Annotated in this window: 11 protein-coding genes; 10 read left to right on the forward strand and 1 reads right to left on the reverse strand. The window is 34.9% G+C overall.

Going from position 1 to position 26007, the window contains the following annotated elements:
- Positions 1 to 4 precede the first annotated feature (4 nt).
- From IJL02_RS07840 to IJL02_RS07860, 5 genes are all read left to right on the forward strand, one after another.
- A complete protein-coding gene (locus IJL02_RS07840) occupies positions 5 to 1432 on the forward strand; it encodes an MFS transporter (RefSeq protein WP_394357494.1) in 1428 nt (475 codons plus the stop codon).
- A 54-nt stretch (positions 1433 to 1486) separates the two neighbouring features.
- Positions 1487 to 1939, forward strand: coding sequence for a DUF308 domain-containing protein (locus IJL02_RS07845; protein ID WP_292814477.1), 453 nt, complete (start codon positions 1487 to 1489; stop codon positions 1937 to 1939).
- Positions 1940 to 2062: 123 nt separating this feature from the next.
- Positions 2063 to 2209: a hypothetical protein gene (locus tag IJL02_RS07850; RefSeq protein WP_292814480.1), complete on the forward strand. Its 147-nt coding sequence runs from the start codon at positions 2063 to 2065 to the stop codon at positions 2207 to 2209.
- 63 nt (positions 2210 to 2272) lie between these two features.
- Positions 2273 to 3670, forward strand: coding sequence for a carbon starvation protein A (locus tag IJL02_RS07855; protein ID WP_292814483.1), 1398 nt, complete (start codon positions 2273 to 2275; stop codon positions 3668 to 3670).
- Between the two features lie 57 nt (positions 3671 to 3727).
- The gene (locus IJL02_RS07860; RefSeq protein ID WP_292814485.1) at positions 3728 to 4669 is read left to right on the forward strand and encodes a bile acid:sodium symporter family protein; all 942 of its coding nucleotides are present in this window, start codon (positions 3728 to 3730) and stop codon (positions 4667 to 4669) included.
- 219 nt (positions 4670 to 4888) lie between these two features.
- On the opposite strand, the gene budA is transcribed toward IJL02_RS07860, so the two are convergent.
- The gene (gene budA / locus IJL02_RS07865) at positions 4889 to 5692 is read right to left on the reverse strand and encodes an acetolactate decarboxylase (protein WP_292814488.1); all 804 of its coding nucleotides are present in this window, start codon (positions 5690 to 5692) and stop codon (positions 4889 to 4891) included.
- A 187-nt stretch (positions 5693 to 5879) separates the two neighbouring features.
- Here budA and IJL02_RS07870 point away from each other — a divergent pair, with 187 nt between their 5' ends.
- The 5 genes from IJL02_RS07870 (at position 5880) to IJL02_RS07890 (ending at position 25941) form a co-directional block, all read left to right on the forward strand.
- A complete protein-coding gene (locus IJL02_RS07870; protein WP_292814491.1) occupies positions 5880 to 6260 on the forward strand; it encodes a hypothetical protein in 381 nt (126 codons plus the stop codon).
- Positions 6261 to 6353: 93 nt separating this feature from the next.
- The gene (locus tag IJL02_RS07875; RefSeq protein WP_292814494.1) at positions 6354 to 7856 is read left to right on the forward strand and encodes an ABC transporter transmembrane domain-containing protein; all 1503 of its coding nucleotides are present in this window, start codon (positions 6354 to 6356) and stop codon (positions 7854 to 7856) included.
- Between the two features lie 339 nt (positions 7857 to 8195).
- The gene (locus tag IJL02_RS07880) at positions 8196 to 24374 is read left to right on the forward strand and encodes an Ig-like domain repeat protein (protein ID WP_292814497.1); all 16179 of its coding nucleotides are present in this window, start codon (positions 8196 to 8198) and stop codon (positions 24372 to 24374) included.
- Positions 24375 to 24841: 467 nt separating this feature from the next.
- Positions 24842 to 25276 (forward strand): hypothetical protein, encoded by a 435-nt coding sequence (locus tag IJL02_RS07885; RefSeq protein ID WP_292813359.1) that lies wholly within the window; start codon positions 24842 to 24844, stop codon positions 25274 to 25276.
- A gap of 290 nt (positions 25277 to 25566) precedes the next feature.
- Complete coding sequence (locus IJL02_RS07890) at positions 25567 to 25941, forward strand: hypothetical protein (protein WP_292814501.1); 375 nt, start codon at positions 25567 to 25569, stop codon at positions 25939 to 25941.
- Positions 25942 to 26007: the final 66 nt, after the last annotated feature.

A 26007-nucleotide genomic window follows, 5' to 3' on the forward strand; every position in this document is an offset into this window, starting at 1 on the left:
ATTCATGAATGTTAGTATTTCCAAGGTCGTCGTTGACCTGCATACTGATGTGAGTACTATTCAATTGATTATGTCATTTTATACTCTCATCACTGCTGCATTCATGCTGCTGAGTACCAAACTTCAGGACATTGTCGGTAAAAAGAAACTGTTCATAATTGGTACTATACTTTATGGTGTCGGTACTTTTACCGCAGCAATAAGTTGGAGCACACCAGTGTTATTTATTGGATGGGCATTGATTGAAGGTATTGCAGGGGCATTAATGACACCTGCTACTGTTTCTCTTATTAGTGGTATTTATTCCGGTGAAAAACGTACATTTGCTTTGGCAATTGAAAGTGTAATGGTTTCCGTTTCTGCTGCTGTCGGTCCGCTGTTCGGTGGGGTCATGACAACATTTTTCAGTTGGAGATGGGGATTTGCAGTTGAATTAGTATTTGTTATCTTTATTTTAGTAATGCAACATAAAATACCTGATTTCGAACCTACCGAATCCAGAAGCGATTTGGATATTACTGGTGCTATAATTTCATTAATAGGACTTGTCCTGTTCGTATGGGGTATATTAATGCTGACAAAAGATACCTCAACCAGTATAATGGTAATCGTTGCAGGTTTAATTATCTTAGCAGCATTTGCATGGTTTGAAAGTAGAAGAAAAAGTAATGGTAAAGTGCCGTTACTTGATATGGGGTTATTCAAAGACAGAAATTTACGTGTAGGAGCAATCATTAGATTGATAGGTTGTCTTGCAATGGGAGGAGCATTGTTTGCTGTTTCCCTGTTCCTGCAAAGTGTAATGCAGTTAAATGCATTAAATACAGGTCTGACTACACTTCCGATGACTATAGGTCTGCTTATATTTGCAATAGCAGCTCCAAGTTTATCTACTAAAGTTGGTCATAAAAAACTGATAGCCGCAGGATCTCTAATCGCAATCCTTGGATGTGTGATTTTAAGCTATCAATTCAGATTGAATACAACAATGTATGATTTAATGCCTGGTTTGTTTGTATTGGGTGCTGGACTTGGTTTTGTCATGTCCTTAAGTACAGACATTTCCCTAGCTTATATTCCTAAGGAAAATGAAAACAACGCATCCGGTGTTCTTACAACCACACAGACATTAGGTGAATCAATGGGTACAGCAATTATCGGTGTAATCTTAATTTTAGGAGTTATGGGTGGTCTTTCTACTGCAATCGATATGTATGCACCAGAACATTCAGGCGACGCACAATTCTTTGATGATGCCACCAATTATCTCCAACAAGCAGGTACTGATAATATCACACAGGACAGTACTGTTTTAAAAGCTGTAGATACTATTATTCAGGAAGCCATGGGATTCGTAATGATAGTAACGGCTATTCTGCTGGCTATTGTATTCATTGCAACGTTGCGGCTTAAGAATATGAAAAATCAATGAGAGTTTAACTCTCATTTCCCTTTTTTATATATAAAATTTTTGGAGGAAAAAAATATGGAATCAAATCAAATATCTGGAATTTTATCAATACTTTTAGGATTAATTTTTATAATTTGTCCTATTTTCAGTACTGCATTTCTGTCCATTCTTATTGGATTGAGTTTAATATTTTTGGGTATAGCTGTAATTCTATCCGGATTTTCAGCATTAAATATTGTTATTGGAATTTTAGCAGTCCTGGTGGGGCTGGTATTCGTATTTAACATTGCTGCATTGTCATTCATTTTCGGATTACAATTCTATGTCATTGGTATTATACTGATTTTAGCAGGTATTGTTGGTCTTATTTCAGATTCACAAATATCAAAAATCGCTTCTATATTCATTATAATTTTAGGTATAATATCCTTTGCTCTTGGAGGACTTTCAATCGGTCAACCACTTTTCGCTGCAATCCTTATCGGTGTAGCTTTAATAGTCCAAGGTGTAAGATTATATCTCGAATAAAAGCTTAATAAGCAATCTTTCGATTGCTTATTTTTATTTTTTTTTTTTTTTTTAAAAGTTTTGATTTAATCATTTATAAAAGACGAAATTTTCGAATAGAACAATTGTCGGAGGTTATAAAACATGATGGACATGATGATAATGAATGTAATTAGGATATTAATAATAGTTCTAATAATATATGCTGTTTTAAAAGGATTGAAAACATTATTAAAAATAGGAATAATTATATTTGTTATTTCTATAATATTGGGATTATTAGGATTTTAAAGTCAAAAATAGGGATAGCAATAGTATCTGGAAAAGATAAAATCAAAAATCAAAGGTATTATTATGTATAGCTTTATTATTTGTGTTTTGGCATTGGTTGGTTCGTACTTTGTTTATGGAAAATTCATTGAAAGAATTTCAGGCGTTGATGAAACTCAACAAACTCCTGCATTCAGACTGCAGGATGGTGTTGATTATATGCCAATGTCTAGAATAAAGAATTTTTTAGTTCATTTTTTAAATATTGCCGGTTTGGGACCTATTTTTGGAGCAATACAAGGAGCATTATTCGGTCCGGCAGCATTCGTATGGATTGTAGCGGGTACAATTTTCATTGGTGGAGTTCATGACTTCTTTTCTGGATTCATGTCCGTGCGAAATGAAGGATTTACTATGCCCAGCATCATTTCAAAATATTTGGGAGGTAAAGTCCAAAAGTTCATGGCGGTTCTTATTATCATTACAGGCATTTTTGTTTCAGCCACCTTTGCAAAAGGAGCTGCAGGTTTGCTCACGAACCTAACCAATATCGATATACTTATCTGGACAACACTAATATTCATTTACTTTTTGATTGCAACAGTATTTCCGGTTGATAAAATCATTGGAAAAATATATCCTGTTTTCGGAGCATTACTGCTAATCATGGCAGTGCTTATGATTGGAGCGTTGATCTTAAATCCGTCATACTCCATTCCGGAATTCACAACACAAGGTCTGTATTTAACTGACAAAAGCATTTTCCCATATCTCTTTATTACAATTGCCTGCGGTGCCGTTTCAGGTTTCCATGCATCCCAATCCCCGATTGTAGCAAGATGCATTGAAAATGAGAATGATGCAAGACCTGTATTTTATGGAGCTATGGTTTTGGAGGGTTTGGTTGCTCTTGTTTGGGCTGCAGTTGCAATGGCATTTTTCCACGGACAGCCTCAACTTGCAGTAATCTATGGTGCAACACCATCAGTAGGAGTCTATGAAATGGCAAAAACATTAGTGGGGCCTGTCGGTTTGGTTTTAACCATTATTGGAGTTGTCATCTGTCCGATTACATCCGGTGATACTGCACTTAGAAGTTCAAGAATAACAATTGCCGATGAACTTCATCTAAACCATGAAAAGTGGATTTCAAGACTGAAAATTGCTGTGCCGTTGTTTTTAGTGGCATTCGGATTAACTTTTGTTGATTTTAGTCTGATTTGGAGATATTTTGCCGTGTCCCAATTAATTGTTGCTACAGTTGTATTATATGTTGCAAGCGCTTATCTTAACAATAATGACAAACCCTATATTGTCGCATTGATTCCGGCAATCCTGTGCACATTAATCACATTCGGATATATCTTGCAGGCTCCGGAATGTTTGGGATTGCCTTCAATGGCTGCCAATGCGATTTCGGTTATTGCAACAGTTATTGTTTCAATAATATTTCTTAAAAAGTCAAAGAAGTCAATTCAATAATTTTCTCCTTTGATTTTTTCAACATGTTTTTAAGGTCCAAAATCAAAAAATTAGAATATGAAAGGGATTTTTGAATTCATCGAAAAATATTTTTTCATAGTGATATTGTTGGGGGTAGCTATTTCTCTAGTCTATCCAAATTCATTTAAATGGGTTTTAAGCGAATATAACGGCATCAACATTATCAATCTGCTTTTAAGCATAGTTCTTTTTACAATGGGAACCACACTGAAAGCGGATGACTTCATTAATGTAATCAGAAATCCTAAGGCAATTGGAGTTGGAATTTCAGCACAATATATCATAATGCCCCTTATGGCATTTGCTCTTGCAAGAGCGTTTTGCCTCGATACTGCTTTGACCGCCGGACTCATTCTTGTTGGAACCGTGCCTGGAGGAACGGCATCTGACGTCATTACTTTCATTGCAAAGGGAGATGTGGCACTGTCGGTTTCTTTAACTGCAGTTTCCACTGTGATTTCACCCTTGCTGACTCCAATTATCACGTTATTGTTAATCGGCAATCAGATTCATTTCAATCCGATTGACATGTTCATTTCAATTGTTCAGATAGTCATTGTTCCAATCATGTTGGGGTTGATTCTGAATTACAAATTCCCTAATTTTTGTGAAAAATTAAAAGATTACCTGCCTACTGTATCCTCCATTGTGATTTGTTTAATCGTTGCAGGAGTAATCGGCGCCAACAAACAGGCTATTTTAACTTCATCTACTGTAATACTCATTGTCATTGTCCTGCAGTATTTCCTTTCAATGTTAATTGGATTTGGAATCGGACGCCTTGCGGGATTGGATAAAAAACAGATAATTACAGTGGCTATTGAAATTGCATTTCAAAATTCAGGCTTGTCAACCAGCCTTGCAAAAACCCATTTTCCAAACTTGTCCCAGGCAACAGTTCCCGGAGCGATTTATTCTGTCTGGCAGAATTTTGCAGGCTCAATTCTTGCCTATGCATTCAGGAAATATCAATCCTGACTATATTTTTTAAATTTCATGATTTAGACAATAATATATGTTGGAACAGGCATTGTTTTTGAAAAATACAATTAAATAATTAAATTGATAAAAAAACACAAATATTAGCATATTCTTATTGAAAATAACTTTGGATTACTGCATGATTCAAAAAAAGGATATGGATAGTTTAGTTCAAGTTATTTTTAATAAATAAAAAAAGGGAATAACTCAAAAGAGTTATTCTACACTGCTGATTTTATTTGTCATGTCTTCGGTGAAATTCATTTTTACAAATGTGTCATCTGTTGGAAGTATCATGTTGAATTCGTGGATTTCATCAATCTGGCCTGATCCGCTGAAATTATTGAATCCCAGGACGTGGCCTCCTGTTGCCTTATCATCAGACAGGAAATGAAGATGCCATCCGTGCATGTTCAACTCATTCATGTACTCTGGGAAATATACTGCAACAAGTGTTCCGGTCTGGTCAGTATGGTTGAATACCTTTTGGTCTACTTTTGCAACTTCAGTGAATTCCTTATATGGTTTTTCCTGTTTTTCAACGCTTCTAACGGTAATGTTTGAAAAATCACCTTTGATTTTGATTACATACATGTTGTTTACGCCATATTTTTCAATTTCCTTGTCCAATTGACCTGTTAAGTCATCGAAATTCTTGGCAGTTAAATTGGTTATTTTTCCATCTTCATCAAATTTGGTGATTGTGGCGAATGGTATGGTTTCATTATCCGGCATGACATTAATGCTTCCGTCAGCGGCTGCCTGATAGACTACACCGTCCAAAACTATCATCTCACCGTTTACTCCTTCAAATGTTCCAAGACCGATGTCTCCATGTGATTTAAAATCTCCTACTGTGATTACTCCATTATATTCTCCATGCATGAAAGCCTGCATTAAAGAGACCTGATACATGGAATCATCATCATTATTGTTTAGAAGCAATGAATTCTGAGCGCTGACTGCTGAAACAGCAAGCAGACCCACTACAATTAATGCAAACACGATTTTTTTATTCATTTGATTCCCTCCTTATTGATTATTAAATTTAAATTTAATGGTTATTAAATGATGTAGAGAACGAATGTTCTGTTTGTGAAAATCAATATGAAGAACAAATGTTCGATTATATTTTGAAAATAGTAACTACATTTCATTTCATGATTTAGGGAATAATATATATTATTTTAAAAACTAAATTATATTCATGAGAAAGTTTTTGAAGGTTTCACTGAAATTCCAATGGAAAACAATATTGGTTATTTTCGCTTTGATAGTCATTCAGACATTCTTTCAAATGGAAATAATTGACTTGTTCAGTGCGGCTTTGACCGGAGTTAAAGAACAGAAAATCGATTTGCTTATCAAATCAGGATCATACATGCTGATGTATACGGTCATTTCAGTGATTGCCATTTATGTCATTTCCTATCTCTCAACAAGAGTGGCTTCAAATGCTGCATATACTGTCCGTGAGAAAATATTTCATATACTGATGAACTTGCCTGGTGAGGAACTCAAGCAATTTAAAATTTCAGGGCTGGTTACACGGTCAACCAGGGGGATGTCCTCAGAACAGGGTTTATAGTGATAATACTCACACAATTAATGCTCGTTCCAGTTACACTCGTAGCAATTATTTGAAATAGCACTGATTGATACGACTTATGCTATATTCTTCTTGGCATTTGTTGGAGTTCTTGGCCTGCTTCTGATTTGGAGAATGAAACAAATTGTGAAAATATTTTTCAGGGCCAAAAAGACATACGGAAAACTGAACCTGATGTTTTTATCCAAAATCAGTGATATTGCTGGCAGGATTCCATTCAATAAACAGGAATATGAAGCCGAATTTGAAGAGGCATGTGAGAATTCCTATGATAAGAATGTCACCTATATTTTAAGCCAATATTATCTCGGGCCAGTATTGTTATGGGGTTTATATGCCATTGTTCTAATTACATTTGCAATGGTTAATTCCGGATACACCATTGGTTTTGAAACCGACAGTGTAGTTGATTCATTCGTTATTCTTATATATGTTGCCTACTTCGTCAGCACATTAACTTTTCTTCCGGCATTAATTGACAGGTGGCCACGTGCATATGCTACTTCCGTGCGTTTGGAGGAAGTCCTGAACCTGGAAGATAAAGTCATAAAATCCAAAAGCACTGATAATCCAAAAAGAATAGAAATTGTAGAGGAAGATGTATCCTGGCAGGATAAGGGCATTTGGGCTGAAAGAAGGGAAATATCTCAAAAATTCACTCTAATATTAAAGGATGACAGGATCAAAGTAATAATGTCAATGATTTTGCTCACGATATCCACATTGTGCATGGTTTATGCCCCTGAAGTTGCAGGGAATACGGTTAATTTATTGAGTTCCAATGTGAATTCATTCAACGATGCTGGCGTCTACTTTAACCTTGCCTTGCTTTTGGCATTATATTCTGCAGGGTATCTGTTAAAATTAACTCCAAAGAGAATCATGGGGATTACTGGTGAAAAAGTGGCCTATAATTTAAGAATGAAATTATTTGACGGGATTGATGTTGTCGAGTCAGGTTTCATTCAGGAAAACTCAAAGGGCCTCATCATGTCCAGATTAAACAACGACGTGATGAACATCAGGGAGTTTGTCTCCTCCCGATTTTCTGAAATTTATGCGCAAATCCTATCGATAGTCCTTGTAATAGTGTTGATGATGATGACAGACTTTAGATTGAGCTTAATTTATCTGGTGATATTGCCAATTTATGTCACTTCCTTTTCTTTATGCGATTATAAATCTAAAGACTATTATGATGGTCATCAAAAGCATTTGGGCCGATTGATGAGCTATTTTGAAAGAGGTCTTGCAAATCGTGATTCATTCCATGAAAAAGGGTTTAAAAAAATCAACCAAACTGTAATTGACTATTATGCCAAATCCAGAAACATTACTAATATTATGGAGCCTGTTACAACCCTTTTGACAAATGTAAGTAATATAACTGTCTATATGGCGGGAATTTACTTTTTGTCAGTTGGTGAAATACAGCTGGGAACCCTATTGGCGGTTATCATGTATGGACAGTTACTGACTAAGCCTATTAAAAAACTAAGTACATCTATGGCTTCTATTGAAACTGCATTTTCAAGTATCAAAAGGATATTTGCGATTATTGACTATCGCAAATAGGAATGGCGGATTTTCAGTCATGTTAATGCATAAAGGTAACTTTTAAACCTTTATTTATTTTTTTTTTAATTCAGATAACTTTAAAACTTCAATAAGAAAAAATTGTATACTTTTTTTGCAAATTCCATTTTTGCTCTTGTTTTTTTTTTGCTTTAACCATTGTTTTATGAATTCATTCAAATCATCAATTAAAAAATAATGCATTATATTTATTAATAATCAAAAATAAAACAATATATTAAGTATTGTACTTATTGACAATATTTATATATGTATTATTGTACAGAACGAATGTTCTGTTTGATTACTTGATTTTTAGACAATATGAGGTAATTAAAAATGACGAAAAAAAGGATGGTAATATTACTGATGCTACTCCTTGTAATGATTATGAGTATCGGTGCAATTTCAGCGGCTGATGCTAATGAAACCTTGCAAGGAGAAGTTAGTGATACAAATATCGCTTTGACAGATGAAGTTGGTGATACAAATATCGCAACAACTTCTTCTGATTTGAAACAAGAGGTCAATGACACTTCACCTGCGGTTGAAAGTGTCAATGATGTTGATGAAATTAATGTAGATGATAGTCGAAATGAAAATCATAAGGTGGGAGTTGCATCCTCTGCTTCAGATGATGTGCTTTCCGCTACAAATGATGATTTGCTTAAACACAGTAGTAAAAATTTTTACTATGATGGTACTGGTGAATGGTATTATGATTTGGAAGATGCCTGGTCTGCAGCTGAAGGTAATAATGGAGGAACAATAAAGGTTTGGGCAGGTTATTATAAATACTCTGATGATGATGATGATTTTGAGTATAAAGTTAATACAGCAGTAACTATAACACTCCAGCCATACGGCAACGGCCCAGTAACTTTTGATGGAAGTGAAAGTGGTTGGTTCCTTCGTGTAACTAATAATAATGTAAAGGTCACAATCAATGACATTACCTTTAAAAATTTGAAGGGAAGAGATGGTGGTGCTATTGAAGTTGAAGATTCAGCACAATTGACCCTGAACGGATGTATATTTGAGTCAAATCATGCTTCTTCCGATGGAGTTAGTTATGGATTGGGTGGTGCCATAGTTGTGGATGAAGGTACACTTGTAGCCAACAACTGCAGGTTCATAAACAATAAGGCTGACAGATACGGTGGAGCCATCTGTATTGAAGATGGAGGTTCAGTTACACTTAACAGCTGTTATTTCGAAGGAAATAAAAAAGGCTCTGATGCAAACGACTTTGATGATTATGATATAGATAGTGATAAAAGTGCAGATTGGAGTTTTGAAAATTGTCTATTTATAGGACAGGGTTCCCTTGAAATTGAAGTAGACGCTCCTGCTAAATCAGTGGAAATAACTCCTGACGTTGAAGATGAGGGTGTAAATTTAGTGGTTTTATATAAAGACGGTTCCTATTATACTGAAAAACCTTGGGCTAGTTTCCATTCTGTAGAATTCACTGATCTTGAAAAAGGAACATATACTGTTTACATGATGAAAGATCATGAAAAAAGATACATATATTCTGGAACTGAATTTACTATTATAGAACCTTATTTTGTTTTAGACGATAAGGACGTATTTGAAACTTTAAGTGCTGCGGTTAATGCTATTCCTAATGGTGGAAGTGGAGTAATTACTGTTGAAGCCGGAACTTACACCGATTCTTCTAATTTTAACGTACAGATTAGAAATAAAGTAGTAACAATTATGCCTAAAATTATTTCTGAATATGATGATACTGTCATTTTTGAAGGTAATTCTCAAAATTATCTGTTGGACGTAGGTGCTAATGCCCAACTTATCCTAGAAGATATAACTATAACCGGTAAATTTTCAAATGCAGCATTAATATTCACTAGCAATTTGGAGTCTTCAATTACAGATTGTGAATTTAATAATATTAAAAATTCTCAAAACCAACCTGGAACTCCAATTGATGCCCAAAATTCAAAACTGGCACTAAATGATACAACTTTTGATTTAAACGGCCACATTATCTTAAAAAACACTATTGCAACTATAGAGGAATGTACTTTCACCAACAATACTGGTGAACAGGGAGGAGCAATTAATGCAAATCCTTCTTCCGATTTAACTATTACAAGCTCCGAATTTACCCGTAATGATGCAACAACTGAAGGTGGTGCAATATATGCAACTAATCTTAAAATTGAGGACAGTACATTCATGCTAAACACAGCTGAAACTGGAGGAGCTATCTATATAACTGACAGCAGCGACAGCCTCGTTAATATTACCTCCTGTGTTTTTGATTCCAATATTGCAACTGATTACAGAAACATATATTCCAAATCATCTACAAGGAAATTTAATTTAGATTTTAATGAATATGATTTGAATTTATCAATGAAGAAAAAAGATGCTTCCTATGGTAGTGAGTATATTCTTAATGGTGCTTTTGACTGGGGTTCAAATTTAAATAATACTTTTACTCTTTTATCAGGAACCATAGATGATGAGAATGTTTTCGGAGATTTGCTTACTGTTGAAGATAACAAATTTAATATAAATCTTGGAGTGCTGAGTGGTGGAACACATGAATTAGCCATGGAAGGAATGTATACTCAGGGAGACAGTAATGACCATTTCTATACTCACGTATATTATTCTGATTTAAATGGAAACGAATTCTATCTAACAAACCCTGCATATCTAAAAGTAGTTATTTCAAAAGCTAAAATATTATTGAATCTTGAAGTAAAAGACGTATTAATTCCTGAAATACCTGTTTTAAATCTTTATGCTAATTGGGATAATAATTACACAATTTTCATCGGAAATAAATATTATAAGCTTGAAGTTGTAAACGGTAAAGGCAGTATGCAGCTGACCGGTCTTGATTTAGGTAATTATTCAGTTGTTGCTATGCGTGATGCTGATGAAAACTTTGATCTTGCCATGAATTTTACTACTTTTTCAGTAAGTAAAACCTACAGCAACTTCCTCGTTGTAAGTACAAATGTGGAATATGATACTTTAGCACAGGCTGTAGCCAATTCCGGCAATGAAGATACAATATATGTTAAAAACGGCACATATAAAGACACAAAAGTAGTAATATCCAATAAGACTTTAGATATTATTGCACTGGAAACTGTGGTCTTTGATGCTCAGGGCAGCGATGCGAATTTCATAATCGTAAACAAAAATGCTGAAGTCTATATTTATGGTATAGCATTCAGAGGAATTCACAACAGAAATACAAATTATGGAGCTATAGTCAATCACGGATATCTTTCCCTGGATTCCTGTAATTTTACAGACAATAAGATTACAAAAACATCATTTGCTGGAAATGGTGGAGCAGCTATATTCAGTGACGGAGAATCACTGGAAATTGACAACTGTAATTTCATAAACAATGTCGCTCCTTTAAAAGTAAGTACTGCAGCAGTCACATCATTGGGTTATGAGGATATTTCAATCACAGATTCCAAATTCATAAACAACACTGCACGTGAAGGAGGAGCAGTTCACTTTAAAAACATAGCTCAATTTGAATCAGCAATCTATTCATGTGATTTTGAACAGAATACTGCTGTTAAAGGATCTGCAATATATGTCGGAAACAATTCAAGATATGCATCTGTAAGTCTATCTAATTTCGTTAAAAACAACATCAAAAATAGTTTAGGAGAAAAAGCCCAACTTGAAGGTGGAGTAATATATGTCAATGCAAACACTACCGAGGTAACAATTGACATAGGATTATCCAACTTTGAAAACAACGCCAACAAGGATGTCGACGGAGGAGTCTTATGTCTTGACGGAAGTTCAAATGCATTCATTGAAGGCTGTGCCTTCAATAACAATAGCGGTAAGTTGGGTTCTGCAATTTTAATCAAAAACCCTAATAATGAAAAACTCACATTACTTATAGATAGCAGTTCATTTACAGATAACCATGCAACAACTGGAGCTGTTGCAACCTCTCCTAAAGTTATAGCACTCATTGAAGAGTGTATTTTTATAAATAACACAGGAGAAAACAGGCATGTTTACAGCAACGGATTTACCGTGGCTCATGATACTGTTTTTGAAGTTAGCGATGCTAACTTAAAAGCGTCAACTGTTTCATATGGTAATAACTCAATAATCAAAGGTACAGCAAATCCTGGTGTCAATATCTACACATTAGCAAACTTAACCATTGATGGTGAAAATGTCACTGCAGAAATTAAAAACAATGCATTTACCTATAATGCAGGTGTATTGAATCATGGAAAACATACCGCTGTTTTAAACAATATTGTAGATATGAACAATAATACCTACTTGATGGACAGCATAAGCATAACTTTCAAAGTTAACCGTATAGGCATTGAATTAAATGTTTCTGTTGACAATATTACCTATGGTGAAACCCTGAAAGTCGTTGAAACATTGCCTTCCACTGCTTCAGGTAGAATAAGTTATCAATTGAATGGAAAAGAATACACAAAAGATGAACTCGAATCATTGAAATTAGATGCAGGAAAATATACCCTAGTAGCTACCTACAATAATGAAGATTACGCACCTTCATCTTCCACTGTCAATTTTGAAGTATATAAAGCTAATCCGACCATATCTGTAGAGGATGTGGAAGTAGAAGATAATGGTACCGTTATTGTAAACATAAAAACAAATGTTCCATCAATCTATACAATAGAAATTGGAGATTACAAAACTGATAAATATGTTAACGGTAGCAGAGCTGTTGAAATAGATGAAATATTTGAACCTGGAACCTACACAATCAAAGTCACTTCACAGGAACGTGTAAACTACAAATCAAATTCCACTGAGGCTACTTTGAAAGTCACTAAAAATATTCCGGTAGTCACATTAAATGCATCCAATAAAGTCACATCTCCAAATGAGGCTATTGTCGGTGTTTCAGCTCCGGAAAATGCAGTAGGAAATATCACCTACACAATAACAGATTCAAATAAAAACATTGTTAAAACCCTAACCCAATCCTGCAGAGACGATTTAATCGTTTCCGATTTGGATGACGGAGACTATGAAATCAATGCAGTATTTGAAGGTGATGATTTATACTATTCAACCAGCAATATCAAAATGGCTCCATTATCCATTATGAGGTCCGCAAGTAATGTAAATATTCTCAGCGAGGATGAAGATGACTATGATGATGAATATAACTATCCATTCATATACCAGGAAGATGAAGATTCAGATTATGAATATTATGAAACCCTGGAAGAAGCAATAGATGCGGCTTCATTAATGGGAGGAATCATTACAGTTAGAGGAGGAACCTATTGTTACGAAGATGGAAACGCCGGTATTGATATTGAAGGAGAAGCAGAAATAACAATCAGAGCTTTTGCAGGCGAAGAGGTTATTTTTGACTGTCAACATGAAAGTGACTTCCTGTATTTAACATATGATACTGAAGTAGAGATAATTGAGGCAGCTCCACCTATTCCTATTATATATACCACAGAAGGACCTACCATTACACTTGAAAACATTACCGTAATCAACGGATATGCCAACAGTGATGGTGGAGTTATCGAAATGGATGCAGGTACTTTAACATTGCTGAACTGTAATTTCTACAATAACGAAGCTGAATATGGTGGAGTAATATATATCGGTTCAGTTACTTCAGATCAGGATGCAGATGTCATTGCATATAACACTACATTTATAAACAATATTGCAAGATCTGAAGGTGGAGCAATCTATATTTCAGAAGGTCTTGAACAGTTCGTATCAGCTTCATTTTACGCATGTACATTTTTAGACAACTACCAAGGTGAAGATGATGAGAGAACTATGAATTACTTTGCTGGTGATGCTGCTGATGAAATAGTTAAGAAAGCTTGTATATTTAACGCTAAGGATACAGTAAATTGGTCAATGGATAAAATCAACCAGACAATAACTGTTATCGGTACATCTACTGATGTCTTCGATTCAATCGTTTTACTGTACTTCGATTATATACCATTATACTCAATTTACAATAACGGTTCCCAGACATTTAATGTCACTTTCGAGGATGTGATGGGCGGAAACTACACCATAGGTGTAATGAATGACCATGACCTCAATACATATATCTTTAAAGATGCATCATTTGAAATGATAGTGCCAAACTTCATCATATCCGCAGATGAGGTATATGAAAACTTAACTGACGCTATTGGCAATGTTACAGATAATGGTATTATTTATGCAAATGCAAATTATCATATTGATGAGAATATGGAAATTGACATTAGCAAATCTTTCACACTTACCAATTTCAGAGACCGCGTGGTTGTTTTCGATGGAAACAGCACAAACTGGTTCTTTACAGTGGCTGAAGGATGTAATGTTGTAATTGAAAACATTGAGTTTGTTGATGGAGGCATAAAAGATCATGCATCAATTGAAAATTACGGCAGTTTAACACTTAAAAACTGTTCTTTCACAGGTTTTGAAACCGAGACAATCATATACAATTCAGGTTCCTTAAATATAACAGACGGTGTATTTTCACTTAATTCCATTAATAATGCTATTGTTTTAAATAATGGAAAATTATTCATCGACGGAGCTGAATTCTCAAGCAATGTCATAAATACAAATTCTGTTGTGTACAACAATGGAAATGCAGAAATTGTTGCTTCCAATTTCACAGAAAACATCAATAACGGAAATGGTGGTGCAATATATAACAAAAATTCATTAACCATTAAAGACACAGTTTTCAATGAAAATGAAGGTATAAATGGCGGAGCTGTTTATAATGAAGGAACATTAGAAGTCTTAAACTCTACTTTTGAAGATAACACTGCAAACGGATATGGTGGTGCAATTTTCAATGACGGTGAAGCAAACATAGCTAATTCATCATTTAGCGGAAGTTTCAGTGCAAAGGACGGAGGTGCCATTTACAATAATAATATGCTGATTGTGAATAATTCCACATTAGTTGCAAATACCGCAACAGGCAATGGTGGGGCAATCTACAACAACAAAACATTGAAACTTACAGAATCCTTCTTTGGAATTAACTTCGCTTATGAGTTTGCAAACATTTACAATGCAGGCGATGTTCAAGAATTTAGTAATAACACATTCGATTTCTATGATGTGATATTATACGTACCGGATGGAGAATACGGCATTCCTACAACAATTACAGGTACACTTGACCCTCAATTCAACATGGACCTTCAATTAACATTACCTGGATTTGTTAACTATAAAGACGCTGATGTCACAATTACAGACGGCATATTTGAATATAATACCGGTGTTTTACCAAAAGGCGCTTATGACGTTATATTAAATGAAGTCATTTATGATAAAAACGGCAACGTTTATTATGGTGAATCAATAAGGGACAGGCTTATCGTAAATAAAGCGAATGTCTACATAAATCTGACCGTAGAGGACATTATCCTTAAGAATGCAGATAAAGGTACACCTGTTTTAAAAATCAACGCAAGTAAAAACGGAACATTCCAACTTCTCTTCAATAATAAGCTTACAAGTTTCACTATTGCTGACACTACAGCTGAAATAACATTGGACAGTGTTGGAGAAGGAAACTACAGCGTAATGGTTGTCCGTGAAGGTGATGAAAACTATAACGATGCAGCAAACGGAACCACATTCACAGTCAGTGAATATATGGGCAATTTCATTGTCAACAGTACTGGTGGAAAATTCGATACATTGGTTGAAGCTATCCGTAATTCTGCAGCTGAAGACATTATTTATGTAATGGAAGGAAGTTACAGTAATCTAGGTAATCTCGGAGTGAGTATTTTAGGTAAAAAATTAAGCATAATTTCACTTGGAGAGGTTATTTTTGATGCAAATTCAACAATATTAATGTTTATAGCAGTTAATGAAGGCTCTGATGTTACCATATGTGATGCAATATTCACTGGATTTGATAATAGGTATAAAGAGACAGTCTTTTTGAATAGAGGTAATTTGACTTTTGACGGATGTACCTTTGTCAAAAATAATTTAGTTAACGACACTCATGCAGGGACTAATTCAGAACCATTTAAAGGATTAATATACAGTGAAGGAAATTTAAGTATTGTTAACTCTGAATTTTATGACAATAAAATATACCACACTTACCTCGTCAATAGTAAATCTGACATTATTATTAATGAATCAACATTTGAAAACAATACAATCGACAGTTGGGGCCGCCTCATTAATATAACTAATGCGAATTCAGCAAAAGTCATATCAACTGAATTTGTTGAAAACACATTAGGATCAGGTGAAGTCATTTCTGTTGAGAGATGTAATGATGTTCTCATCAATGCTGAATTTTACGATAATACTAAAGGATGGGGTATCTTTGCAAGGAATAATTCTAACCTGAATATTGAAAATTCAATATTTACAGGAAATTCATTTAGTCGTATAATCGAAACAAGGAACAATGTTCAAAATAGTATTTCAGGATGTACATTCAGTAACAATACTGTTAATTATATTGTTTTAAGTGAAGACAAAAATCTGTCCGTTTCAGAATCCTCATTTTTAGCCAACACACTTTCAGACAACCCACGTTCAGGCGAAAGTGCATTATTCATTGGATCAAATGTGAATGCTAGTGTCAACGAATGTGTGTTTGCAGACAATAAGGGAGGCGATTGCAGAAACATCTATAGTGAGAACCCTAATGTGAACATTACCAATACAACCTTTGATACTGCAAACGTTGATTATGCTGTTAGTGATATTGACTACGGACAAACTGAAATAATTAATGGTACTATTGACATAGGTACAAACTTCGGCTTCACTGTCAATTTAAACATTAACAACAAAGTCTATCCGGTCAAAGTAACTAACAATAACTTCACCTACACTTTAAGCAATCTAACAGGTGGAGACTATGATGTGGTATTAAATGCACAAAACAGAGATTCAAACACATTTGTATTTAATCAAATAACCAAAACATTCACTGTCAATCGTATAGATCCTGGATTAAAAGTTACAATATCAAATATTACTCAGGGTGAAAAATTAGAAGTTAATGCAACACTCATCAATAATGCTACCGATAAGATTCTCTATCAATTGGATGGAAAATGGTATAACAAGACTCAGCTTGAAAATCTCACATTGACCCATGGTAACTATTTAGTTGCAGCATCATATGGTGGAAATAAAAACTACTATCCAGTCGGTATACCAGTTTATGTGGAAGTTTACAAAACCACTCCAAACATAACTGTAAGTGATGCTGAAGCTAACTATGGTGAAGATATTGAAATTAATGTAAAAGTCGACGTTGCTGATTATTATACCGTGTTTATAAACGACAGCTACGATGATGCAGTTTCTTTGTATATTGACGGCAGCGGAACATTTACAGTTCCAAGTAAAAACTTCAAACCTGGTAAATATGAAATCAAAGTTTATAAAATTGAAACTGATGACTATAATGAAGCATACGGCTATGCTAATTTAACAGTTAATGAAAATATCGGAATTTTCAACATATCTAACGATACTATTTATTATGGTGAAAATGCAACTGTTAGTGTGAAAGTTCCAGAAAATGCATATGGAAACATTACCTACACTGTATATGATTCCAATATGAATCCTGTTTACACTATCACACAGTCCTGTCTCGAAGAACTTGTTGTTCCTAATTTGTATGTCGTAGACAATGTTGGAAAATATCTGGTCACAGGTACTTATGAAGGTGATTCCTACTACACCAATAAATCCATAGTCTATTCCGGCATAATACTCGTCATGCCTAAAGCTGTTGAATTAAACATTACTGTATCCAATATAACCTACGGTGAAAAAGCAGTAGTTACTGTTGGTGCAGATGCTGACGGCGAATATCTCGTTTATGTAGGTAATGAAACTTATAAAGTTACTGTTGTAAACGGTAGCGGAAACATTTCCGTTTCTGATTTAATCGTCGGAAGTTATACTGTTAATGCAACTGCAATTGACGGAAATTATTCCGCATTTGAAGAAGCAGTATTTGAAGTAACAAGTAAACAGATTTCCGTTGTTGTTTCTGTTGAGGATATTACTTATGGTGATAATGCTACTGTTGTTGTTCAGTCTGATGTTGACGGTGAATACATTGTAAGTATTAGAGGTGAAAACTATACTGTATCTGTTAATGATGGAGAAGGAGTTAAATATATTCCTGATTTAAATGTTGGTAAGAATATTTTTGTTTCTGTAACTGTTGTTGACGGTAACTACAGCGCATATAATACCACAACATTCAATGTAAATAAACAGGACACTCCAATTGAATTGGATATCGTAACCGGAGAAAACAATGTGACAATGACTGTTACTGTTGATGAAGCAGCAACCGGTCTTGTCAAATTCCAAGTAACTGGTGAAGAGGAATACACTCTCTATGTCGATGTAATTGATGGTCAAGCAGTTCTTGAAGATATTCTTGATACCGGCGATTACAGAGTTATCGTAACCTATATGGGTGATAACAGATTTAATACCAACATTACTTCTGAAGAGTTCACTCTCAAAGGTCACATTAAGAAAGATACTCCTATTACTGCTGATTCTAAAGTGAATGGATACAGAGTTACATTAACTGTTAAAGTTGATGAAAACGCTACAGGATTTGTAAGATTGACCGTTGGAGGTACTGTTGCTAATATTGAAGTAGTTGACGGTGTTGCAACATTAACAACTAGCCTGATGCCAAACAGTTACACTGTTGATGTAACTTACCTTGGTGATGACAACTACAATACCAACAGCACTATAGAGACATTTACTGTTACAGAAATTTCCAAGGAAAATACCACAATTGATCTTAACATTGATGTTTATGAAGACACTGCTCTGGTTATGGTTGATATAAATGAAGCTGCAACCGGACTGGTAAAATTCTATATGGTAGGTAAAGAAAGCGGTGAAGAATATACTATGTACATGGACGTTATAGACGGTCATGTAGAAACCTTTACCAACAGCATCGAACCTGGAAACTACACCGTAGTTGCAACATACATGGGTGATTCAGTATTCAACACCAACACTACATCCCAAGACGTTGAAATCCTCGGACATGTAATGAAGGACACTCCAATTGATGTAACTGTTGAAACCAATGCAAATAGAGTTACATTAACTGTTAAAGTTGATGAAAACGCTACAGGATTTGTTGAAGTCAAATCTGGTCTCAGCGTATCCAATATTGCATTAGAAAATGGTGAATCTACATTAACAACTGTATTGCCTTACGGAAGCTACACCTTAGATGTAACTTACCTTGGTGATTACAACTACAATAAAAACTCCACCAAAGCAGAATTCACACTTGTTGAGCCTAAAAAAGAAAACACACCTATCGCTTTGGATATCGTGACTGATGAGTACTATGTCGGAATGACAGCTACTGTTAGTGATAAGGCAACTGGTCTTGTCAAATTCCAAGTATCAGGTGCGGAAGAATATGTGGTATACTCTGATGTAATTAATGGAGTAGCTATTCTTGAAGACACTCTTATAATTGGTGATTACTCAGTAGTTGCAACCTATATGGGAGACAGCAGGTTTAACACCAACATTACTTATGGTGATTTCACTATCAAAGGCCACATTAAGAAGGACACTCCTATTAGTGCTAGTGCTGATGTGCTTGGAAACAGGGTCACTTTAACTGTTAAAGTTGATGATAACGCTACCGGATTTGTAAAACTGACTGTTGGAGGTACTGTGACTAATATTGAAGTGGTAGATGGTGTTGCAACATTAACAACTGTACTGGTTCCAAACAGTTACTTTGTTGATGTAACTTACCTTGGTGATGATGACTACAATATGAACAGCACCAAAGTGACATTTACCGTAACAGAGGCTTCCAAGAAAAATACTAATATCAATCTTGACATTATAACTGGTGAAGACAATGCTCTGATTATGGTTGATTTGAATAAAGCCACAACTGGATTGGTTAAACTCTATATGCTTTGGAAAGAAACCGGTGAAGAGTATACTATGTATATGGATGTTATTGATGGTCATGTGGAAACATTCACTAACAGCATTGAACCTGGAAACTACACTATAGTTGCAACATACATGGGCGATTCAGCATTCAACACCAACACTACATCTCAGGATGTTGAAATCTTTGGACATGTGCTGAAAGATACTCCAATCACAGCAAGTGTTGTTTCAAGTGGAACCAGAGTTGCATTGACTGTTAAAGTTGATGATGAAGCTACTGGATTTGTTGAACTTAAATTTGGTGATAATGTATTTAACATTGCATTAGAAGATGGTATCGGAACACTTACAACTTCATTGCCTTACGGAAGCTACAGTCTGGATATAACTTATCTTGGTGATGAGAATTACAATATGAACTCCACTACATGTGATTTCACAATTGTAGAGCCTGCTAAGGAAAGCACTCCAATCTCCTTGGATATTGTGACTGATGAGTACTATGTTGGAATGACAGCTACTGTTAGTGATGTTGCAACCGGTCTTATCAAATTCCAAGTAATTGGTAGCACAGGAGAATACACGCTCTATGCGGACGTAATTGATGGTAAAGCTATTCTTGAAGATACTCTTCCAATTGGCGATTACAGAGTAATTGCAACCTATATGGGAGACAACAGGTTTAATACCAACATTACTTCTGGTGAGTTCACTATTAGTGGTCATATTAAGAAGGATACTCCTATTAGTGCTCGTGCTGTTGTGAATGGAAACAGAGTTACTTTAACTGTTAAAGTTGATGATGACGCTACAGGATTTGTAAAACTGGCTATTGGTGGTACTGTTACAAATATTGAAATAGTTGATGGTGTCGCAACACTGACAACTGTATTGGTTCCAAACAGTTACTTAGTTGATGTTACTTATCTTGGTGATGACGACTTCAATATGAACAATACTAGAGTGACATTTACTGTAACTGATGTTGCTAAAAAAGATACTCCTATTGATCTTAACGTTACAGCTGGTGAAGACACTATCTGGATTACAGTTGATTTGGATAAAGATGCAACTGGATTAGTTAAACTCTATATGGTTTGGAAAGAAACAGGCGAAAACATTACTGCATACATGGATGTTATAGATGGTCATGTAGAAACATTAACTAACAGCCTTTTACCTGGAAACTATTCTGTTGTTGCAACATACATGGGTGATTCACTATTCAATACCAACACTACATTCAAGGACGTTGAAATAATTGGACATGTGATGAAAGATACTCCAATCACAGCAGATGTTGTTGCAAATGGAAACAGAGTTACTTTAACTGTTAAAGTTGATGAAAACGCTACTGGATTTGTTGAACTTCTATTTGGTGATAATGTATTTAACATTGCATTAAAAGATGGAATTGGAAAACTTACAACTTCATTGCCTTATGGAAGCTACAGTCTGGATATAACTTATCTTGGTGATGAGAACTACAATATGAACTCCACTACATGTGACTTCACAATTGTAGAGCCTGCTAAGGAAAACACTCCAATCTCCATGGATATTGTGACTTATGAAGATGAGGTGTGGATGACTGTTAGTGTTGATGATGCTGCAACCGGTCTTGTTAAATTCCAAGTAACTGGTCCAGAAGAATTTACACTATATGTGGATGTAATTGATGGTAAAGCACTTGTTGATGAGGTTCTTTTACTCGGTGATTACAATGTAATTGTAACATATATGGGAGACGCTAGGTTTAATACCAATATTACTTATGGTGAGTTCACTATCAAAGGTCACATTAAGAAGGACACTCCAATCTCAGCACATGCTGATGTGCTTGGAAACAGGGTTACTTTAACTGTGAATGTTGATGACGAAGCTACTGGTTTTGTAAAATTGGCCATTAGTGGCACTGTTACTAATATTGAAGTGGTGGACGGTGTCGCAAAACTGACAACTACATTACCTGCAAACAGTTACTATGTTGATGTAACTTACCTTGGTGATAATGACTTCAATATGAACAATACCAGAGTGACATTTACTGTAACTGATGTTGCTAAAAAAGATACTCCTATTGATCTCAACATTGTAACTTATGAAGACGCTGCCTGGATTACAGTTGATTTGGATAAAGCTGCAACAGGATTGGTTAAATTCTACATGGTTTGGGAAGAAACCGGTGAGGAGTCTACTGTGTACATGGATGTTGTAGATGGTCATGTGGAAACCTTTACAAACAGTATTGCACCTGGAAACTATACTGTAGTTGCAACATATATGGGTGATTCAGTATTCAATACCAACACTACTTCTGGGGATGTTGAAATCCTTGGACATGTGCTGATGGATACACCAATTACAGCAAATGTTGTTTCAAACGGAAACAGAGTCACATTGACTGCTAAAGTTGATGAAGATGCTACTGGATTTGTCGAACTCAAATTTGGTGATAATGTATTTAACATTGCAGTAAATGATGGAATTGCAACATTGACCACTTCATTGCCTTACGGAAGCTACAGCTTAGATATTACTTATCTTGGTGATGAGAACTTCAATAAGAACTCCACTAAACTCGAATTCACACTTGTAGAGCCTGCTAAGGAAAACACTCCAATTTCCATGGATATTGTGACTTATGAAGATGAGGTGTGGATGACTGTTAGTGTTGATGATGCTGCTACTGGTCTTGTTAAATTCCAAGTAACTGGTCCAGAAGAATTTGCACTCTATGTGGATGTAATTGATGGTAAAGCGATTGTTGATGAGGTTCTTTTAACTGGTGATTACTCAGTAGTTGCAACATTTATGGGAGACGCTAGGTTTAATACCAATGTTACTTCCGGTGAGTTCACTATTAGTGGTCATATTAAGAAGGATACTCCTATTAGTGCTCGTGCTGACGTGATTGGAAGCAGGGTTACTTTAACTGTGAATGTTGATGAAGATGCTACTGGTTTCGTAAAATTAACCATTAGTGGTACTGTTGTTAATGTTGAAGTTGTGGATGGTGTTGCAAAACTGACAACTACATTGCCTGCAAACAGTTACTTTGCTGATGTAACTTATCTTGGTGATGAAGACTACAATATGAACAGCACTCAAGTGACATTTACCATAACAGAAGTTTCCAAACAAAATACTACTATCGATCTTGACATTGCAGTTTATGAGGACACTGCTCTAGTTATGGTTGATGTTAATAAAGCTGCAACCGGATTGGTTAAACTCTATATGGTCTGGGAAGAAACCGGTGAGACCTATACTATGTATATGGATGTTATAGATGGTCATGTAGAAACATTAACTAACCTCATTGAACCTGGAAACTACACTATAGTTGCAACATACATGGGTGATTCAGTATTCAACACTAACGCTACATCTAAAGATGTTGAAATCATTGGTCATATCAAGAAGGATACTCCAATTGATGCTAATGTTGAAACCAGTGGAAATAATCTTACATTAACTGTTAAAGTTGATGAAAATGCTACTGGATTTGTTGAAGTCAAATATAATGATACTGTATTCAACATTGCATTAAATAATGGAACTGGTGTATTAAATATTGCATTGCCTACCGGAAGTTACAACCTGGATATAACTTATCTCGGTGATGAAAACTTCAATCAGGCTAATACATCACAATCATTCAACATAGGTAAAAAATCTAGTGAATTTAAAGACATTACCGTAAGCGATAATGGAACTGTTGTTGTCGTTTTGGTTGATGGTGATGGAAAAGGCATTGCAAATGTAAATGTTTCATACACAATCAATGGTGAATTGAAAACAACAACCACCAATGATAAAGGTGAAATTGTAATTAATGCAACTTCAAACAGTATTGTTGTAATTGATTATGCAGGTGACGATCAAACCTTGCCGGCAAATGTGGTTATTTCATTAAAAGATTTAACTCCGGTAAGACGTGCAACTTCAATCATAGCAGATGATTATACTACATATGCTATTGATTATTATGTTGGTGAAAGAGGAGGATACTATAAAGTTAAATTGGTTGATGATTCCGGTAACTTATTGGCTAACAAAGCAGTAAAAATCGGATTCAACGGTAGGGTATACAATACTACTACTGACAGTGAAGGTATTGCTAAACTGCAAATCAACTTAATTAAAGCTGGAACCTACACATTCGCTGTAGCATTCTTGGGAGATGAAAACTTCAACGCTTCATTTAGAGTAAATTCAATTACTGTAAATCTTAAGAAAACTTCCATAAGTGCTGCTGCTAAATCCTTCAAAGCATCTGCAAAAACAAAATCCTACACAGTAACCTTAAAAACAGACAAAGGATCATCCATTGATGGTAAAACATACATGGCATCCGGTAAAACTGTTAAACTTACTGTAAACGGAAAAACATATACTGCAAAAACCAATGCTAAAGGTCAGGCTACCTTCAAACTTAACATCAACAAGAAGGGTGTCTACAATGCTTCTGTAAACTTCGCAGGTGACAGTACCTACAAGTCTTGCAAAGCAACCACAAAAATAACAATTAACTAGAAGGGATTAAATTCTCTTCTACCTTTTTCTTTTTTTAGTAATTTATTCTTCAAAATCGTTTAATTAAACTGCTATTTTATAAGTTAAACAGTATTTTTATTAATTGGATATTATAGTAAACATATCCGATGATTGAGTTTATTCGTTTTAACTCGGACAGTATATATTAATTAGTTCTTATTTTGTTAATATCCGTTTTTTAATTTTAAATGTTGTGCTGTTGATTTGTTTATAATCTTTTAAATTCCATTTTTCTTTTTTAAATTTCTTATTTTTTTATTATTCATTATATTATTCTTTTTTTGATTATTTTAAGATGCAAGTGAGCACTTACATTCGAAAATCTTTATATATGGGCTTGTTTATATATTTACTTGTGCAGAGGGGTGTTAATTTATAAAACTAACTTCTCGCATTTTAAATTTATTGACTTCATAAAAAAATTCGATTATTAATGGGTGATACAAATGGAATTCAAAAGTAAATTATTTGCAATACTAGCAATTTTCTGTGTAATATGTTCTGTATGCGCAGTCAGTGCAACTGACGATACTTCAAATCAGGCAAACGACTATTATTTGGATGCAAGCCATGACGGCCACGACGGTTTAATTATTCCTCCGGATAACACTCACGATGAAGAAATTCACGCTGCTGGTGGAGATCCTTACTTAGATGCAAGCCAAGACGGACACAACGGTACTATTGTGCCTCCTGATACAAACCACAGCGAACAAACAATGACCACATCCGGAAACTTCACCGCTCACGCAGCAAGTGAAAATGTTAATGCAACCAACGCAACAACAACACACACAATGCCGGCTACAGGCAATCCAATATTAGCATTATTCTGCGTATGCGCTATTCTTGGTGGTTATGCTGTAATCAAAAGGAAATAACCACCAATTTTTCCTCCATTTTTTTTATTTATGTATTTAAAAGCATGTGTTTTCATGCTTTTTTTCTCCTCATTTTTCTATAGATTCATATTAGTAATATATAAATGCCTTCGATACCAAAGTTATTTTAATATTATGTGGAGGCAATTTCATGTATAAAAGAAACTTTTTAATTGTGTTGGCAGTTATTTTAGTGATATTTGCAGCTGCTACAACAGTATTTGCACAATCTGATATCAACACATGAATATAATTATGCAAACAAAGCCTTTTTCAATATCAGTGATGATTTGACTGATGAAAAGGAATTTATGCCCTCTCTATTTAACAGTTTTGAAGGCGGAACACATTATACATATTCTAATGAAAGTGTATTCTGTTCACTTTCCATTGAAGGAGAAGATGAACCTGGAGATTTCGAATCTCATCAAAATGACACATCCTATGAAAAGATGGGCAGCAATACAACTTCCCAGGGATATAAAGCATACATTTTTAAAGATGCCACTGAATATGATGTGTTCATTGATTTGAATAATCTGACTGTTGGTTTTAAAGAGGGTTTTGATGCGCAGTATAACTATTTCAAAGCAACATTTAAAACATTGGATGAAGCCCAAATCTTCGTTGACACATTTAAAATTAATGAAACATCAATAATATAATCAGTTGTCTTTGTGCTGATGATATTGTATGAAATATACTGGATCAGGTATTTCAAAAGCTCCAGG

Source organism: Methanobrevibacter sp., from assembly GCF_017427765.1.
GTDB lineage: Archaea > Methanobacteriota > Methanobacteria > Methanobacteriales > Methanobacteriaceae > Methanocatella.

Bases quoted from the DNA above. Each gene is read 5' to 3' on its own strand.
- IJL02_RS07840 (WP_394357494.1), top strand. From the start codon at position 5: ATGAATGTTAGTATTTCCAAGGTCGTCGTTGACCTGCATACTGATGTG.
- IJL02_RS07845 (WP_292814477.1), top strand. From the start codon at position 1,487: ATGGAATCAAATCAAATATCTGGAATTTTATCAATACTTTTAGGATTA.
- IJL02_RS07850 (WP_292814480.1), top strand. From the start codon at position 2,063: ATGATGGACATGATGATAATGAATGTAATTAGGATATTAATAATAGTT.
- IJL02_RS07855 (WP_292814483.1), top strand. From the start codon at position 2,273: ATGTATAGCTTTATTATTTGTGTTTTGGCATTGGTTGGTTCGTACTTT.
- IJL02_RS07860 (WP_292814485.1), top strand. From the start codon at position 3,728: ATGAAAGGGATTTTTGAATTCATCGAAAAATATTTTTTCATAGTGATA.
- budA (WP_292814488.1), bottom strand. From the start codon at position 5,692: ATGAATAAAAAAATCGTGTTTGCATTAATTGTAGTGGGTCTGCTTGCT.
- IJL02_RS07870 (WP_292814491.1), top strand. From the start codon at position 5,880: ATGAGAAAGTTTTTGAAGGTTTCACTGAAATTCCAATGGAAAACAATA.
- IJL02_RS07880 (WP_292814497.1), top strand. From the start codon at position 8,196: ATGACGAAAAAAAGGATGGTAATATTACTGATGCTACTCCTTGTAATG.
- IJL02_RS07885 (WP_292813359.1), top strand. From the start codon at position 24,842: ATGGAATTCAAAAGTAAATTATTTGCAATACTAGCAATTTTCTGTGTA.